This window comes from Corynebacterium ulcerans (assembly GCF_900187135.1).
GTDB lineage: Bacteria > Actinomycetota > Actinomycetes > Mycobacteriales > Mycobacteriaceae > Corynebacterium > Corynebacterium ulcerans.
Window position 1 is genome coordinate 484481 of the sequence record NZ_LT906443.1, and the last position, 16002, is coordinate 500482.

General features: G+C 51.9%; 15 protein-coding genes. 1 reads left to right on the top strand and 14 read right to left on the bottom strand.

Annotated features, from left to right (window positions below; translation table 11 throughout):
• Nucleotides 1-60 precede the first annotated feature (60 nt).
• The 9 genes from CKV68_RS02165 to CKV68_RS02205 form a co-directional block, all read right to left on the bottom strand.
• Nucleotides 61-723 (bottom strand): TIGR03085 family metal-binding protein, encoded by a 663-nt coding sequence (locus CKV68_RS02165; RefSeq protein WP_095075510.1) that lies wholly within the window; start codon nt 721-723, stop codon nt 61-63.
• Nucleotides 724-795: 72 nt separating this feature from the next.
• Nucleotides 796-2847: a ribonuclease J gene (locus CKV68_RS02170; RefSeq protein ID WP_095075511.1), complete on the bottom strand. Its 2052-nt coding sequence runs from the start codon at nt 2845-2847 to the stop codon at nt 796-798.
• Nucleotides 2848-2849: 2 nt separating this feature from the next.
• Entirely contained in the window at nt 2850-3755 is a 906-nt protein-coding gene (gene dapA, locus CKV68_RS02175; RefSeq protein ID WP_013911734.1) for a 4-hydroxy-tetrahydrodipicolinate synthase, read from the bottom strand.
• A 133-nt stretch (nt 3756-3888) separates the two neighbouring features.
• Nucleotides 3889-4647 carry an FAD-dependent thymidylate synthase gene (thyX, locus tag CKV68_RS02180; protein WP_095075512.1) on the bottom strand — a complete coding sequence of 253 codons (759 nt, stop codon included), beginning with the start codon at nt 4645-4647 and terminating at the stop codon, nt 3889-3891.
• Nucleotides 4647-5396: a 4-hydroxy-tetrahydrodipicolinate reductase gene (dapB, locus tag CKV68_RS02185; RefSeq protein WP_014525922.1), complete on the bottom strand. Its 750-nt coding sequence runs from the start codon at nt 5394-5396 to the stop codon at nt 4647-4649. The genes thyX and dapB overlap by 1 nt, the downstream gene beginning before the upstream one ends.
• A 249-nt stretch (nt 5397-5645) precedes the next feature.
• Nucleotides 5646-7949, bottom strand: coding sequence for a polyribonucleotide nucleotidyltransferase (locus CKV68_RS02190; RefSeq protein ID WP_095075513.1), 2304 nt, complete (start codon nt 7947-7949; stop codon nt 5646-5648).
• A 139-nt stretch (nt 7950-8088) separates the two neighbouring features.
• The gene (gene rpsO / locus CKV68_RS02195; protein WP_013242127.1) at nt 8089-8358 is read right to left on the bottom strand and encodes a 30S ribosomal protein S15; all 270 of its coding nucleotides are present in this window, start codon (nt 8356-8358) and stop codon (nt 8089-8091) included.
• 198 nt (nt 8359-8556) lie between these two features.
• Complete coding sequence (locus tag CKV68_RS02200) at nt 8557-9522, bottom strand: nucleoside hydrolase (protein WP_014836515.1); 966 nt, start codon at nt 9520-9522, stop codon at nt 8557-8559.
• Between the two features lie 17 nt (nt 9523-9539).
• Complete coding sequence (locus tag CKV68_RS02205) at nt 9540-10538, bottom strand: bifunctional riboflavin kinase/FAD synthetase (RefSeq protein WP_029975249.1); 999 nt, start codon at nt 10536-10538, stop codon at nt 9540-9542.
• A 12-nt stretch (nt 10539-10550) separates the two neighbouring features.
• Between CKV68_RS02205 and truB the strand changes: the two genes are divergently transcribed.
• Nucleotides 10551-11462, top strand: a complete 912-nt coding sequence (gene truB, locus CKV68_RS02210) for a tRNA pseudouridine(55) synthase TruB (protein WP_095075514.1) — start codon at nt 10551-10553, stop codon at nt 11460-11462.
• 24 nt (nt 11463-11486) lie between these two features.
• Here truB and CKV68_RS02215 read toward each other — a convergent pair whose 3' ends face one another.
• The 5 genes from CKV68_RS02215 to rbfA form a co-directional block, all read right to left on the bottom strand.
• The gene (locus tag CKV68_RS02215; RefSeq protein ID WP_013911741.1) at nt 11487-12158 is read right to left on the bottom strand and encodes a 4'-phosphopantetheinyl transferase family protein; all 672 of its coding nucleotides are present in this window, start codon (nt 12156-12158) and stop codon (nt 11487-11489) included.
• Nucleotides 12155-13030, bottom strand: coding sequence for a metallophosphoesterase family protein (locus CKV68_RS02220; protein ID WP_013911742.1), 876 nt, complete (start codon nt 13028-13030; stop codon nt 12155-12157). The genes CKV68_RS02215 and CKV68_RS02220 overlap by 4 nt, the downstream gene beginning before the upstream one ends.
• 70 nt (nt 13031-13100) lie before the next feature.
• A complete protein-coding gene (locus CKV68_RS02225) occupies nt 13101-14453 on the bottom strand; it encodes an MATE family efflux transporter (protein ID WP_095075515.1) in 1353 nt (450 codons plus the stop codon).
• A gap of 94 nt (nt 14454-14547) precedes the next feature.
• Nucleotides 14548-15540, bottom strand: coding sequence for a DHH family phosphoesterase (locus CKV68_RS02230; RefSeq protein WP_095075516.1), 993 nt, complete (start codon nt 15538-15540; stop codon nt 14548-14550).
• Nucleotides 15533-15970, bottom strand: coding sequence for a 30S ribosome-binding factor RbfA (gene rbfA, locus CKV68_RS02235; RefSeq protein ID WP_013911745.1), 438 nt, complete (start codon nt 15968-15970; stop codon nt 15533-15535). The genes CKV68_RS02230 and rbfA overlap by 8 nt, the downstream gene beginning before the upstream one ends.
• Nucleotides 15971-16002 lie beyond the last annotated feature (32 nt).

The window sequence follows — 16002 nt, forward strand, 5'->3', positions numbered from 1 at the left end:
CGCTCACGTCACATTCATCACATTCGCAACACTGCAAACTGCCTTTTATTTAAGTCCAGCCTATAGGCCTGACCTGACAATTTTTCTTGCGTCTCCATAGAGTTCAATATCCACGACGTCACGGCCGAAAGCCCACAACACTAGCTCTCCTACCTGGCCTCTGATATGGGTTACGGCACTGCCAGAAGAGGCCACTCCCCGTGAATCCGCAGCAACAATCCGAGGATAACGATCAGGTTCTAGCACCACAGGAACCGATGATTGTCGTAGCAGCTTGGGTGCCACAAGACGCAGAACTCGCAACAAATCTTTCTCCGCCACGTCACTCAAGCTACGCGGCTGCACCCCAGCCACAAGAGAATTCTCTCCTAGCGACGCTCCCCGACGCAGATCTTCATGATGAACAAAATGTTCCGCCGTGTTCAGGAAAAAGTCCAGAGTTTTACAGCGCGAGAATCCCCGTTTTTCTTCCGCCCATTTTTTCACAACCTCAGCAAAAGGCATAGATGCAGTTTGTTGTGTGCGACGTTCGAGCAATGGGGACAGTGCCGGCACAAACATTCCTGCAGTAGCCAACGGATAACGCTGCCTGACGTAGAGATGAACCGCCAAGTCCTCAGCGTTCCATCCTTCGCACAGCGTGGGCGCCTTTGCCCCTTTTTCTAGTAATAGCTCTGCTAATGCCAAGCGTTCCTGCTCTACAAATAACATAAGTCCCAGCATATCTCGGATAGGAAAGGCAAAGCGGGCAGCACCATCACGTCTTTCCAGTGCTGCCCGCTTTTACTGCTGTTTTTATAGGCTTTCGCGCGTTGCGCGAATCTCCTCTTCGTCCGCTTCCACCTGAGTCTGAGTCGTCGGGATAACGGTAGGCATAATCATTGGCTTACGACGCCACTTTTGCTCTACGAAACGAGAGACACGACGACGCAGTTGCTGAACCATGCGGTAGGGGTCATTCTCCCCTTCCCCAGCCAAGTCAGTCATGGTGTTTTCTACCAACTCGGTGACTTCAGGCATCATGGCAACAGCATCTTCAGAGAAGCCCTTGGCCTGAACAGTAGGACGCTCTAACAACCTTCCGGTCCGGTTATCAATCACGGCTGTGATTGCGATCAGACCGCCTTCACCTAGGGAAGTACGCTCCTCCAGAACCCCCGCGTCAATATCACCCATGGTGACACCATCCACGTAGAGGTTACCGATCTGGATTTGCCCGACCACCCGAGCTCGTCCGTCAACGAGGTCCACGACAACACCATTTTGTGCAAGAACTACACGATCGCGCTCCACGCCAGTGGAGATTGCCAGTTCCTTGTTGGCCCGCAAGTGGCGCCACTCTCCGTGCACCGGCATAGCGTTCACTGGACGAGCAGCGTTGTAGAGGAACAAAAGCTCACCGGAGTAGCCGTGACCGGAGGTATGGACCTTGGCATCGCGGCTCGTCACAACGGTCGCACCAATCTGCGCCAGCATATTAATAACGCCGAACACAGCTTCCTCGTTACCAGGTACCAAGGACGAAGAAAGAATAATCAGATCGCCATCGCGAACCGTGATCTGGCGATGCTCACGTCGCGCCATGCGCGACAAAGCAGCCATGGGCTCACCCTGCGTGCCCGTGGTGATGAGCATAACCTTGTGCGGCGCCATCTTTGCAGCATCATCCATGCTGACAATGGTTCCGCGAGGAGCCTTCAGGTAACCCATCTTTTCCGCGATTTCCATGTTTCGAATCATGGAACGTCCGTTGAATGCAACCTTACGACCCGAGGCTACTGCTGCATCGACTGCAGCCTGAACGCGGTAGACGTTGGAAGCAAACGACGCTAGGATAACGCGTTGTTTTGCGTCACCGACAAGGCGCTTCAGAGTTGGCGCAATATCGGCTTCGGATCCCGAAACGCCCGGCGTAGTTGCATTGGTGGAGTCACAGAGCATGAGGTCAACGCCCTCATCACCAAAGCGAGACAGTGCAGGAAGATCGGTAGGACGCCCGTCTGTTGGGGTCTGGTCGAGCTTGATGTCACCGGTATGGATGACCAAACCTGCGCCAGTCTTAATGGCAAGACCTAAGCAATCCGGGATCGAGTGGTTAACTGCCCAGAAACGAATATTAAAAGGTCCACGGTTAATATCCGACTTCTCATTTACCTCGATCAGCTTAGGACGCTGACGGTGCTCACGACACTTTGCAGCGATAAGAGCCAACGTAAATTTAGAAGCGTAGATAGGTAGGTCTGGACGCAACTTCAGCAACCACGGAATAGCTCCAATGTGGTCCTCATGCCCGTGAGTAACAACGAGCGCCTCGACCTTGTCTAGTTTGTCTTCGATAGGACCAAAATCAGGCAAGATCAAATCCACGCCTGGTTCACCAGACGAGGGGAAAAGAACACCGCAGTCAACCAACAACATTTTGTTGTTGTACTCAAAAACGGTCATATTACGACCAATTTCAGAAATGCCACCAAGAGCGTAGATGCGTAGCCCATTCTTAGGAGCCTTGGGGGGCTCTGGAAGACGCTCGGTCAGATCCGCACCTTGCATGGATTTAACCACGTTACGACGGCCTCGGTTGCTCTTATTATTCTGAGGATTGCCGCCACGGCGTGAACGACCATTGCGTGTTCCGTTTCCAGCTCGTCCCGAGTTGGAGCGGCCACGATTGCCCTTAGAGCTAGCATCTTGATTGGAAGAACCTTCGCCTGAAGTTTTCTTCTCCGCCTCAGCTTTAGCAGATACCTCTACAGATGCGTCAGGGGCTTGGAAAGCTGGTGCCTCAGTAGTCTCCGGCGGACCAGCTTTACGAGTAACCTTTCGAGAACGGTTACGTGGTTCAGTCATATTTATAGAACTCCAGATTTATTCATGTCGTGTCGGAGACGCTCAAGCTCTTCTTCACTTGGTGCGACAATAGGCAGTCGCGGGTCTCCGACCTCAATACCTTGTAGCCGCAATCCGGCTTTTGCGAGGCTTACGCCACCCAAACGCCCTTGAGCAGCGACTAATGATGAAAGTTTTGCGTTAATCTCACGCGCACGCGCAAGATCGCCGTTATTAAAACTTGTATGCAGTTCGCGCAATTCCTTTGGTGCCAAGTGACCAATCACGGAAATAAAACCCACCGCTCCTACGGACAACCACGGGAGATTAAGTGGGTCATCGCCTGAGTACCAGGCAAGTCCTGTTTCTTCTATGAGAGGTGTAGCAGCAGCGATATCACCTTTTGCGTCTTTAACGCCCTTGATCGTAGGGATCTCAGCAAGACGACGCAGAGTATCCGGCTGAATAGGAACAACCGAACGTGGCGGAATATCATAAGCGCAGATTGGCAAGTCAGTGGCTTGCGCGACTGTTCGAAAATGCTGATAGATTCCCTCTTGACTAGGTTTTGAATAGTAAGGGGTCACTACCAGAAGTGCATCGGCGCCAGCTTCAGCAGACGCTCGAGCCATATCAACCGAAGCCGAAGTATTGTTTGTTCCAGCGCCCGCGATAATCTTAACGCGGTCGCCAACCTCCGACTTAACGGCCTTGAGCAGGTCAATTTTTTCTTGCAGCGTTGTAGTTGGAGACTCACCGGTGGTTCCGGCGAGTACCAGCGTGTCGATCCCGTTGTCAGCCAAGTGTGCGGAAAGCTTCCGCCCTGCAGAAACGTCGAGTTTCCCCGTGGCATCAAACGGTGTCACCATCGCTACGGCGACGGTACCGAAGTAGTCGCTACCCGTATTCGCTGTCAAACCTGTGCTCATGTGCCCTAAGGTTACCCGCAAATGAGCCGGAAGTTGACATCGGGCAAGGATTCCCCCGCGTGTCGGGTCAAGTCACCCTCGTTGAGAGTTACTTTCTCTTCCGGCTTTCATATTCTCCACAGCAAAAATTTCGTTAAAAATCTGTGACGTACGGGCTAGTTGCCATGCAGGAGCCGTCGGCAAGCGTGGACTCCTCAAAGTCACCGAACAATACCGGCGACTGTTCTCTCAACAGATGCAAGCAGCGGATTGCCAACGCCCGAATTTCTACGTCAGCATGCTCGGTAGCTCTCATCCCTATAAAGTGACGCCATGTTCTGAAATTTCCGGTGACTAGTAGTCGCGACTCTGTGGCGTTAGGAAGTATCGCGCGTGCTGCTTGGCGCGCTTGTTTCTTCCGGAGAAGCGCGTTCGGCTCTTGAACCAATTTTTCTTCCAGCGCAGACAAAACCTCAGTAAAAGCAAAGCGCGACTCATCTACTGCGTGGAGAAAAAGTCGTCGTAATTCAGGGTCTTCCGCGATCAACGGCGGGATGATTACGTGAGAATCCTCGTGATGGACAAATCTCTGTGAGAGCTGCGAGCAAGAAAAATGTCGGTGCCGCATCAACTCATGCGCCGCTGATCGAGACAAACCACGGATATATAAAGAAGCCGTAGCATGTTCTAAAAGCGCCATATGCCCTACCTCCATAATGTGCCGGAGGTAGGCATCATTTTGAGCAGTTCTCGCATTTGGTTTGTCAAAAGTCTCGTAGCATGCGCGTCCCGCAAACTCCACCAGCGCTTCAGAATCTTTAGCGGCAGGATCACAAGACCACGTGATACCAGTAGGAGGAGTAAACGTCGTGCAGGCTACCAATTGCACGTCGAGATAAGTTTCTACAGCCATTATGAGATATCGAGGTACTTATCTAGGCCAACGCTAAGACCAGGATGCTCATGGATCTTCCGCACGCCTACTAAAACTCCAGGAACAAAAGATGTGCGGTCGTAAGAATCCTGGCGAATAGTCAAGGACTGCCCCTGTGCGCCAAAAATAACTTCCTCATGTGCAACCATGCCAGTCATGCGCACAGCGTGCACCGGCACTCCGTCGACATCAGCTCCGCGGGCCCCTTCAAGCGAATCTTTTGTTGCATCGGGCTGCGCACCAAGTCCCGCTTCCTTACGAGCCTCGGCTATGCCTTGTGCTGTGTGAATAGCGGTTCCTGAGGGGGCATCCAGCTTGTTGGGGTGATGATACTCAACAACTTCAGCAGATTCGAAGAACTTAGCTGCTTGGCGGGCAAAAACCATGGTTAATACAGCTGAGATAGCAAAGTTGGGAGCAATCAGCACACCCACCGAAGGATTTTTCTCCGCCCATTCTTCCACTTGAGCGAGTCGCTCTGCTGTAAAACCTGTGGTCCCCACGACGCAGGAAATACCGTGGTTGATGCAGAAATCTAAGTTGCCCATGACAGAATCAGGAGTGGTGAAATCAACGATTACTTCTGCTCCGTTATCAACAAGAACATTCAGGTCATCATCACGGTCGACCTCAGCAACAAGCTCAAGATCTTTGGATTCGTTTACACCCGCTACTACGGCTTGACCAACGCGCCCACGTGCCCCGAGGACTCCTACTTTAATGGCCATGTCACTGTTCCTTTTCCTTTGTGGTTGGGTCAAAAGATTAAGAGATTCTGCTTTTGTAGCCTACAAAATAGACTTGTGAAGATGCACAAATGCTCCCCACCGTGGTATCGCGACGGTGTATAAGCTTATCGACGAGATCATAAAATCCCATCACCATATACACAGTAGCGATGCCTATCGCTGGGGAGCAGAAGTAAGGATAAGGCAGAAAGCGCCTAGAACGATCCCACCTTAACCTTGGTTCGCAGACTAGTCTTCCTTCACTGGTGCCAAGGAAATCTTGCCGCGGTTGTCTATGTCGAGGATCTCCACCTCGACTTTGTCACCAACGTTGACTACGTCTTCTACCTTCTCTATGCGCTTACCGTTGCCGAGCTTAGAGATGTGGATGAGGCCGTCACGACCAGGCACAAGAGAAACAAATGCACCAAAGGCAGTGGTCTTAACGATGGTTCCGAGGAACCTCTCGCCAACCTTGGGCAACTGCGGATTAGCGATAGCATTGATCTTTTCGATCGCTGCTTCAGCGGCAGCACCTGAGGTCGCGGAAACATACACAGTTCCGTCTTCCTCGATGGAGATGTTTGCCCCGGTCTCCTCGGTGATCGAGTTGATCGTCTTGCCCTTAGGCCCAATAACCTCACCGATCTTGCTGACTGGAACGGTGACAGTCGTGATGCGCGGAGCATAATCGCTCATCGCGTCTGGGCTCTCAATGACCTCAGCCATAGTGTCCAGAATTGCTTCGCGAGCCTCATAAGCCTGAGCAAGCGCAGACGCGAGAACCTTGGAAGGAATGCCATCAAGCTTGGTGTCCAGCTGCAGGGCCGTCACAAAGTCACGGGTTCCAGCAACCTTGAAGTCCATGTCACCGAAAGCATCCTCAGCGCCAAGGATGTCTGTCAAAGCAACATAACGGGTTTCTCCGTCAACTTCATCAGACACCAGACCCATAGCAATACCAGCCACGGGGGCCTTCAGCGGAACACCCGCGTTGTACAGCGAGAGTGTTGATGCACACACTGACCCCATGGAGGTAGAGCCGTTAGATCCGAGGGCTTCCGAAACCTGACGGATGGTGTAAGGGAACTCCTCGCGGGAAGGAATCACTGGCATAAGGGCGCGCTCTGCAAGCGCTCCATGCCCGATCTCGCGGCGCTTCGGGGACCCCACACGGCCAGTTTCTCCGGTGGAATACGGCGGGAAGTTGTAGTGGTGGATGTAGCGCTTGGACGATGTGGGTGACAACGAATCAATCTGCTGCTCCATCTTGAGCATGTCTAGCGTGGTCACGCCCAAGATCTGTGTCTCACCGCGCTCAAATAGAGCCGAACCGTGTGCACGAGGAATGAGCTCTACCTCTACCCCAAGATCACGAATATCGGTGACTCCACGACCATCAATGCGGAAGTGCTCGGTGAGAATCATATGGCGCACGAGCTTCTTCATCACGGCGTTATAAGCAGCGCGGATAGCCTTCGATGCGGCAGCTTCATCCTCAGAACCGAATTTTGCGAGCAACTCGCCCTCGATCGACTCCATGTAGTCGTTCGTGGCGTCGTCACGCTCTTGCTTTGACTTAATAGTCAACAGCTGACGCAGTTTCTTAGAAACCTTCTTTTCCACGGCATCGTAAATAACGTCCGAATAAGGTAGGAAAAGTGGGAATTCTTGAGTTTCTTTCGCTGCACGTTCTGCCAGGCCAGCCTGTGCTCGGCACAAAACCTCGATGAAAGGCTTAGCTGCTTCTAGGCCTTGTGCAACGATCTCTTCTGTCGGCGCAGGAGCGCCATCTTTGATCTTTTCTACGACGTTCTCAGTCGCACCCGCTTCTACCATCATGATGGCAACGTCTTCGACAGTCTTGCGTCCCTGTTTCTTAGCGACAAGGCGTCCTGCAACGACGAGTTCAAAAAGAGCCTTCTCGTGCTGCTCATGGGTCGGGAACGCAATCCACTGGCCCTTGGGATGTGCTTCATCCGCGATAAGAGCCATGCGAACTCCGCCTACAGCACCCGATACCGGCAGACCGGAAAGCTGGGTAGCAGCTGACGCACCGTTGATCGCAACAACGTCATAGTAGTCTTCTGGGTTCATGGACAAGACGGTGATAACGACCTGGACCTCGTTGCGCAGTCCCTTAACAAAAGTCGGACGTAGCGGACGGTCGATCAGGCGGCAAGCCAAAATTGCCTCAGTGGAGGGGCGGCCCTCGCGACGGAAAAACGAACCCGGAATGCGGCCCGCTGCGTACATGCGCTCCTCGACGTCCACCGTCAGTGGGAAGAAGTCGAATCCTTCACGCGGCTGGTTGGAAGCCGTCGTGGTAGCCAACAGCATCGTCTCATCATCCAAGTAAGTGGTGACAGAGCCATCGGCTTGCTTGGCCAACTGGCCAGTTTCAAAGCGAATGGTACGGGTTCCGAAGTCGCCGTTGTCAATGGTGGCGATCGCTTCGGTAATACCGAATTCTTCATCTACGTTGAATTCGATGTTTTTTGCCTTGCTCAAAGTGCAGGTCTCCTCGTGGATATTCCTTCTCACAACGGTCATCGGTGCCGCGTGTTTCCAAAAAAGGTTTTGCTTCTAATGCAACGGCAGGATTTTAACACGTTTTCACATCTTAAGCACAGCGAAACCCCGCGGCTTAAGTTTTACCTAAAACCACGGGGTGCTGGTCACGTCGAAAAGCTTATCGACGCAAGCCCAGACGAGCAATCAGATCACGGTAGCGATCAACGTTGTTGTCTGCGAGGTACTTCAAGAGGCCCTTGCGACGACCAACCAGAAGTAGCAGACCACGACGAGAGTGGTGATCGTGCTTGTGGAACTTCAGGTGCTCGGTCAGCTGGTTGATGCGTGCGGAAAGCAGCGCAACCTGTGCCTCAGGGGAACCGGTGTCGGTCTCGTGCAGACCGTACTCAGCCAAGATGGACTTCTTCTGCTCATTGCTCAAAGCCATGAGAAAACTCCTCAGTAGTTATTTCAGTCCACATAAATATGACTTGATAAGAGGAAACCAGGTTTCTCATTATCAAACCATTCCTATCACTGCTGTGGACCGCAGTGAAGAGAACGGAAGGAACACTACCACAGAAAAGAAAGAAACAAAGAGATTTTTCGAGTTTCCCCGCCTAGCCGTAGCTTTTCCCCGTTTATTTTATCTACCGATTGCGTTTCCTACTAGTACGCGCGTAATGCGTTCCATAAATTCTTTGAGGAAGCGCTCTACGTCAACAGCCACCGCCACCCGAGCATTCTTGTGTGGATCTCCCAGTTTGACCTCATTACCGATTGTCCGTCCCCTCGTAGGCCCCTCGGTATCCACTTTAAGGTTCAGAGGAAGAGCAGTGACTAGGCTGGGATCCACAGCTACTGCAACGGCCAGAGGGTCATGCAACCCACAACCGCCAAGATGAGGCGCTATCGCGTCATAGGCGCGAATGTAGTAATCGGTGGCGTCGGCAAGCACCGTTGCGGCCTCGGTGTTTAGCGCCCTCCACATAGCAGTCTCCTCATACGTCAACAACGTTTGGAGTGTTACGTCAAGGCCAATCATCGTCACATCAGCGCATTCTCGGACCATCATGTCTGCGGCTTCTGGGTCTTGGTTGATATTTGCCTCGGCCCAAGTGCTCACATTCCCAGGAACCGTAAGCGCGCCTCCCATGAAAACGATATGAGCGTTAGCTGCAAAATCTGGGTCCTTATCCATTGCCGCGGCGATATTAGTCATAGCTCCCGTTGGGATAATGACCAAGTCATCGCCATAAGTAGCCACCGATTCAATAAGGAAATCAACTGCTGTTTTATCACTCACGCAGGATTGAGGCTGCTGTATCTTCGCCTCACCAATGCCATTTTTTCCGTGGATAAACTCAGAAATTTCTAAAACGGAAAACTCATCTTTGGCCCGAGCGTGTGGCTCGCCGACAAAAACCGGAATATCGGGACGTCCAAACAGTTCCAGGAGCGCAAGGTCGTTGCGCGCTCCATCGTCGACAAGAACGTTGCCATACGTCGCAGTGACACCAATGAGATCTAGCTCCGGAGAACCTAGAGCATAGGCCAGTGCCAACGCATCATCGATGCCAGTGTCCAGGTCGAGGATTACCTTCTTTGCCATTCTCTGTCTTCCTTAGTTTAGGGTTTACGAGGTTCGTCAACTCTTAAAATTTCGCGAGTAGTCTCCACGTCTTGCGCTATTGCTTCCAGTAGTTCTTCCATACCGTTAAACTTCACCATCCCGCGAATACGGTCCACGAATTCAACGGTGACGGAATGTCCGTACAAATCAGCACGACGATTAAGAACAAAAGATTCAACGCTACGACGCTGATCGCCGAACGTGGGATTATGGCCTACCGAAATAGCCGCCGGGTACCGCACTCCTGCAACCATATCCCCGTCGATGGGCGCTGCAGAGGTGATCTGCAGCCACCCTGCATACACGCCGTCTTCTGGCAGCGCAATAGAGTCCGGGAAGTACAGATTGGCAGTCGGATACCCAAGTTCTTTTCCGCCCCGACCAGCCCCTCGCACCACGTCTCCGCTAACTGAAAATTCCCGCCCTAATCCCCAATTAGCTCGGCGTACGTCTCCTTCTGCAAGAGCTTTACGTATTACAGAAGAAGAAACCACGGTCTGGTCTTCTGCCAGCAATTCCAGCACACGAATATCAATGCCGTATTTTTCCCCCAATGCCTTCAAAGTCTCCGTGGTACCGGATGCTTTATAACCAAAGGTAAAGTTCTCCCCCACCACTACGACCTTGGCCTTGAGCTTGTCTTTAATAATAGAGACAAAGAATTCTTCCGGAGATAGGTGCGAGAGGTTGGCAGTAAAATTCATGGCAAACATGTGGTCAACGCCAAGATTTTCTACGAGATTCGCACGTTGGGTAACTGTCCCCAAAAGTGGAGGCATCTTTTCCGGCCGCAGTACCGCCAAAGGATGCGGGTTAAACGTAACCAGGATGCTCGGAACACCAAGTGCCCGCGCTCGTTGCGTTGCAGCGCTGATCAGTGTCCGATGTCCACGATGGACACCGTCGAAAACGCCAATGGTGATGACCGAGGCGTCTAGATCCGCCGGAATGTCTTCAATATGATGCCAGATATCCACTCTGGACAGTTTAGCCATAGACTGCTAACTATGATTGATCCCCTCTCCACTTCTGGACTCGTAGTCGTCGATAAACCCGCTGGCATGACCTCGCATGACGTAGTTGGGCGCTTGCGCCGTATCTTTGGCACTAAACGGGTTGGCCACGCGGGCACCCTCGACCCCATGGCTACCGGTGTTCTTGTTGTGGGAATCGAAAGAGGGACAAAATTTCTTGCCCATATGGTTGCATCGACCAAGTCCTACCGAGCAACTATCAGACTTGGGATGTCCACCACCACCGACGATAAAGAGGGAGAAGCAGTTTTTGCTGCCGATACCTCCACGGTATCCGCGATCACCGACGATGAGATAGCTGCTGAGATAGCTAAGCTCACTGGACATATCATGCAACGCCCAGCATCAGTCAGCGCAATCAAAATCAACGGGAAGCGGGCCCACCAAATGGTGCGTGAGGGGCAAGAAGTAGAGATACCCGCACGTCCGGTCACTATTTACCGGTTCGATGTCCTCGATATTTCGCGCGCTTTATCACCGGAATTCATTGACATCGATGTAGAGGTCACGTGTTCATCGGGCACGTATATCCGGTCTCTCGCTCGCGATCTAGGAGAAGCCCTCCATGTGGGTGGCCATCTCACAGCTTTACGACGCCTATCCGTGGGCCCCTTCACCCTTTCCGACGCCATTACTCTCGACGATCTCGCAACCACCCCCAAACTCAGTCTTTCTTTGGATGAATCCTTAACTCGGTGCTACCCCACATTAGAGATCACAGAATCTGAAGCCACAGATCTTTCTATGGGAAAATGGCTCCAACCACGCGGTTTAACAGAGGTTCACGCAGCGGTAGCACCCAATGGCCACGCCATCGCGCTTATCAAGGAAAAAGGCAAGCGGCTTTCTTCCGTTTTCGTCGCGCGTCCCAACACGCTCTCCTAGTCGCGCCAAACTTTTGGCAGCCTTTTATACAACTGAGGTTACCGCTATTACGTAACCGTTTTTCACCATCCAGCGCCCTTCTATAAAAGGAACGGGAGTGGGACGAACAAGCAGATAAGACACAAAAGATCCATCGTCTCTAATGTCTATTTCTGCTTGTTCAAAGCCTAACCACCGGTGTGTCAACGGAAACCACACTTTGTAGGTAGCTTCTTTTGCACAGAACAAAACCCGATCTGCGCACGAGATACCATTGCTACGCAGACGTTCAAGCTGTTCGAGTTCGCCTTCTCGAGCGATCGAACCGATGACGCCCTCTGGAAGCGGCTCGGCGACTTCCGCATCGATTCCCATCGACCTGATAAGCAGCCGAGGAGCAACAACTGCGGCCCTAAAACCATCAGTGTGGGTCAAGGATCCACTAACAGAAGCTGGCCATAGCGGCATACCTCGCTCACCACGCAGAATTGGTTCACCCGTGTCGCGTTGTAACTTAGCAAGGGCTTGGTGAGCACACCACCGCGCATCTCCGAATTCCGCTTTGCGGAGCGGGACAGCGTGTGCGACAAGAGCCCGTTCCAACGGATGCAGCTCATTAAACTTGCCCAAGTCTATGATTCCGGGATCGGTGGTAAGAGACACATAACGTGCAGCTTCTGGGAAGAGCGACTGATCAAGCTGGATCTCGTTGTTCACGACTCCCCCTTGTTCACACGCTGTGATATAGGTGCATCCGGCTCAAGCCCCGGGCCCATGGTCGCTTTTCCGGCATCATCGATATGCATGATAGGAAAAGGCCAGGGACGTGACTCTATGTTTTGCTGCCACTGCCGGGGATATCCCAGAGAAACCTCCACATGTGGCACACCATCAATACGCATTATTCCAGGAAGATGCAGATGCCCATAGATCACTGCTTGTGCGCTGTATCGGCTTCCCCATGACATAGTGTGCCGAGTTCCGCACCATAACCCGATCTCTGGGATCTGCATCCTATCCACAGGTTCTTGGGAAAGGGGCCAATGATTGATCAGAATCGTAGGTCCGTTTACCCTGCTTAACCGATTAACTGAATATGCCAAACGGTCCCAGCACCATGCGCGAATATCCACGAATGGTGCGATAGCAAACTGGTCCGTAAGCACAATTTGCTTTTCATGAGCAGCCTCAACAGCCTGTTCAATACTCATTCCACTCGGGCGGAAAGAGTAATCATAAAGCGTAAACAAAGGCACGATGGTCACACCGCCGAAAACCGGGAAAGGGTCTTCCGGCGTCAGAACATCAATCTTCCGACACGCACGCACAAGCTCATCGTATTTCGCGCGTCCCTGATGCGTATCTGTTTTCCTACAGAACAACTCATGGTTTCCTGGGACCCAAATAACGCAGGCGAATTGCTTACGTAGCTTATGCAGGACTTCCACGACAACGCTAGTACGTTCTGCAACATCTCCGGCAACAATCAGCCAATCGGAGGGGTCCTTGGGCTTAAGAGAATCAATATGTTCTCCATTAGCTCGAACTGCTGCATGAAGGTCCGCAACAGCCCATAGGGTCTGTGCCATGTGGCCTCCTTGCGCACCTAGGTTGTTTCAAACGTAAGACTAATTATTGCAATTGTTAGCAGAGATTGGCTCATCGACTCTCCGGAGTCGGAATATTCCCGTCTTCTGAATCTTTACTATATGCCCACTTCATCGAGTAAAAGCGCCATATTCCCACGACCATTCGAATAGAAATAAAGGAAACTAGACCCCACCAAACACCTACCAGCCCCGCGTCGAAGAGCAAAGCCAACCATACGCCAGGTAAAAATCCTACGAGCACTGACAACAAAGATACGGTCCGCAAATATGCGGCGTCAGCTGCACCTAAGAATACTCCGTCAAAGCCAAACACGACGCCACCTATAACGATCATGAAGACCAGCTGCCACCACGGTCCACTTATTTCTTGAAGAACTCCCGCATCCGATGTAAAAATTCCTGGTATCACGTGGAAACCACCAGCGAATATCACAGCAAGCACCACGCTAAACATGGTGGAATACAGCACGGATATGTGTCCTACACGACGCGCTCGAGCAACATTGTGTGCACCAAGCGCAGCCCCTGTTAGCGTCTGCCCCGCAATAGCCAGCGAGTCTAGGATGAGCGTGAGAAAACTCCACAGTTGGAGCAGCACCTGATGAGCTGCTAAAGATTCCGCACCAAAACGCCCAGCTACAGCTGCCGCTGATACAAAAGAAATCTGAAATGATAACGATCGCAAAATCAGATCCCTACCGAGGGATAACTGCGAACGCATGATGGTCCAATTAGGACGAATAGTGCCCTCATGCGCCCGAAAAAGGCACAAGATAAACAACGAAGAAGTAATAGTAATCCCAACGATATTCGCCCATGCTGAGCCCACCAGACCGTACTGGTTAACCAAAATTGGCACTAACATCATCCCGGGAACAACACCCGAAAGCGTAAAAAGCAATGGTAAACGGGTATTTTGCACCCCTCTTAACCACCCGTTTCCAGCCATTACAACAAGGACCAGCGGGATACCTACAGCTGTTATTCTGAGCCAACTCGTGGCTGCGTCGGATACGTCATAAGAGCCGCTAAGCCAGAATGTGAACGTCGGAGCCCCCATAAAAACAACAAGCGCCAAGATGAACCCGACGAAGAGAGCAAGCCATGTAGCCTGCACTCCTTCAGCCACAGCTTCCTTCTTTTTACCCGCCCCAAAAAGTCGAGCTGAGCGCGCCGTTGTCCCATAGGATAAAAACGTTAATTGCGTAGTTACTTGGGCATATATTGTGGTTCCTGCACCAAGCGCGGCCAAGGATGCAGCACCCAGTCTGCCCACTATTGCGGTGTCAAAAAGAAGGTAAAGCGGCGTAGCTATCAGCACTCCCAGTGCAGGAAGTGCCAAGCGAAGAATCGTTGCTGGACTAATCTCTGCGGTCTCTTCTTGCGATCTTCCCACAGACATACTCTTTCTCCCCGAGTCTTCTCCTAGAGAATGTGCGTTGTACAGGCTTTTACCACGACAACGGTAAGCCTTATATTGTTTCTCACGGTCTCTCTCAGCAGGTCCGCTGAACCGCTGCCTTAAGTTCTGCTACTACGTGATCTACTGTTCCAAAAGTAACGTAGCCTGATGATCTTATGTGCCCACCGCCGCCTAAGGTACGGGCCACAACGGAAATATCGAGATCTTCCGAGCGAAGCGAAACCGCCCATTCCCCTCTTTTGTATTCTTTGAAGACCACGGCTATATCCGTGCCGTCTGAACCACGGATCAGATCCGCAATTTTTTCTACAGACTGAGCCGAATGCCCCTGAACATCGTCGTACCGTGCGATAGCCACAACAACCGATATGTTGTTGACATACACCACCTGAAGACGAGAAAGTATCGTACCGATCATCGCGAGGTCTGCCACAGAATCACTGCTAAAAAGCTGCTGCCCAATGGCCCGTATCTCAAGGCCTGTATCAACAAGCTCTTGAGCCAGGGCATGCATTTCTGGGCGTCCCCATCTAAAGCCACCCGTATCCGACACTAACCCAGCGTAAAGACCATATGCGATGTCTTTAGTCAGCGTAATTTTCAGGTGCTGAAACCAATCGCGCAAAATACTAGTTGTTGATTCCGCCTGATGATCAATCAGGTTAACCCCTGCAAAACCGCGATTTGTGCTGTGATGGTCTATCAGAATAACACGACTAATGTCGCGCATAACTTGTGGCTGAAGGGCCCCCAGCCGCCCCACGGCACCGCAGTCCACTGCAATAATTGCATCGCACTCAGGAAGCCTATCCACCGTGAGGATGTCTGTGGCTCTGGGGATATCCAGCAAAGAACGCTCTAAGGGAGTGCACTGACCGATGACTCCGATAACTTCCTTAGACAGCTGCTCTAAAGCAAGCATCGTCGCACAAACACTCCCGATAGCATCCGGGTCAGGATTGATATGCCCTACGACGCACACTCTTTTAGCTTTGCTGATGATTCTTTCAGCAGCTGACCAATCCAATGATTTGTCCGACGATGTCTGAACACGGGTTTTATTCATCGACGTCCATTTTATAGGGATTTTCTTCCCCCGCTGGTTTTGCGTTCTTTTTCAGTTCAGCAAGCTCTGCATCGCGTGCTTTAGCACGCGCCAGCAGATCTTCCATATGCGCCGAAGACTCTGGAACTGTATCTAGCTCGAAAGATAACGTTGGGGTAAAACGCACGCTTAACTGGTCTCCCACGATCTTTCGTAGCTGGCCTCGCGCACGGTGGAGAGCCTCAGCCGCACCCTCTACATCTGGGGTGTCTTCAAGAGAACGTCCCCGCACTGTGTAGTACACAGTTGCATCATGCAGGTCACCTGTAACCCGGGTATCTGTAACAGTGACGTACTCTAACCGGTAGTCCTTAATTTCTCGTTCAATGGCTGTAGCCACAATCGTCTGGATACGCTTAGCCATCCTGGCGGCACGCGCGTGATCAACCATTGTTCAACCTCTTTTTCATCTGTTTTATTTTA

Coding starts and splice junctions, on each gene's coding strand:
- CKV68_RS02165 (WP_095075510.1), bottom strand. CDS start 723: ATGCTGGGACTTATGTTATTTGTAGAGCAGGAACGCTTGGCATTAGCA.
- CKV68_RS02170 (WP_095075511.1), bottom strand. CDS start 2,847: ATGACTGAACCACGTAACCGTTCTCGAAAGGTTACTCGTAAAGCTGGT.
- dapA (WP_013911734.1), bottom strand. CDS start 3,755: ATGAGCACAGGTTTGACAGCGAATACGGGTAGCGACTACTTCGGTACC.
- thyX (WP_095075512.1), bottom strand. CDS start 4,647: ATGGCTGTAGAAACTTATCTCGACGTGCAATTGGTAGCCTGCACGACG.
- dapB (WP_014525922.1), bottom strand. CDS start 5,396: ATGGCCATTAAAGTAGGAGTCCTCGGGGCACGTGGGCGCGTTGGTCAA.
- CKV68_RS02190 (WP_095075513.1), bottom strand. CDS start 7,949: ATGACCGTTGTGAGAAGGAATATCCACGAGGAGACCTGCACTTTGAGC.
- rpsO (WP_013242127.1), bottom strand. CDS start 8,358: ATGGCTTTGAGCAATGAGCAGAAGAAGTCCATCTTGGCTGAGTACGGT.
- CKV68_RS02200 (WP_014836515.1), bottom strand. CDS start 9,522: ATGGCAAAGAAGGTAATCCTCGACCTGGACACTGGCATCGATGATGCG.
- CKV68_RS02205 (WP_029975249.1), bottom strand. CDS start 10,538: ATGGCTAAACTGTCCAGAGTGGATATCTGGCATCATATTGAAGACATT.
- truB (WP_095075514.1), top strand. CDS start 10,551: ATGATTGATCCCCTCTCCACTTCTGGACTCGTAGTCGTCGATAAACCC.
- CKV68_RS02220 (WP_013911742.1), bottom strand. CDS start 13,030: ATGGCACAGACCCTATGGGCTGTTGCGGACCTTCATGCAGCAGTTCGA.
- CKV68_RS02225 (WP_095075515.1), bottom strand. CDS start 14,453: ATGTCTGTGGGAAGATCGCAAGAAGAGACCGCAGAGATTAGTCCAGCA.
- CKV68_RS02230 (WP_095075516.1), bottom strand. CDS start 15,540: ATGAATAAAACCCGTGTTCAGACATCGTCGGACAAATCATTGGATTGG.
- rbfA (WP_013911745.1), bottom strand. CDS start 15,970: ATGGTTGATCACGCGCGTGCCGCCAGGATGGCTAAGCGTATCCAGACG.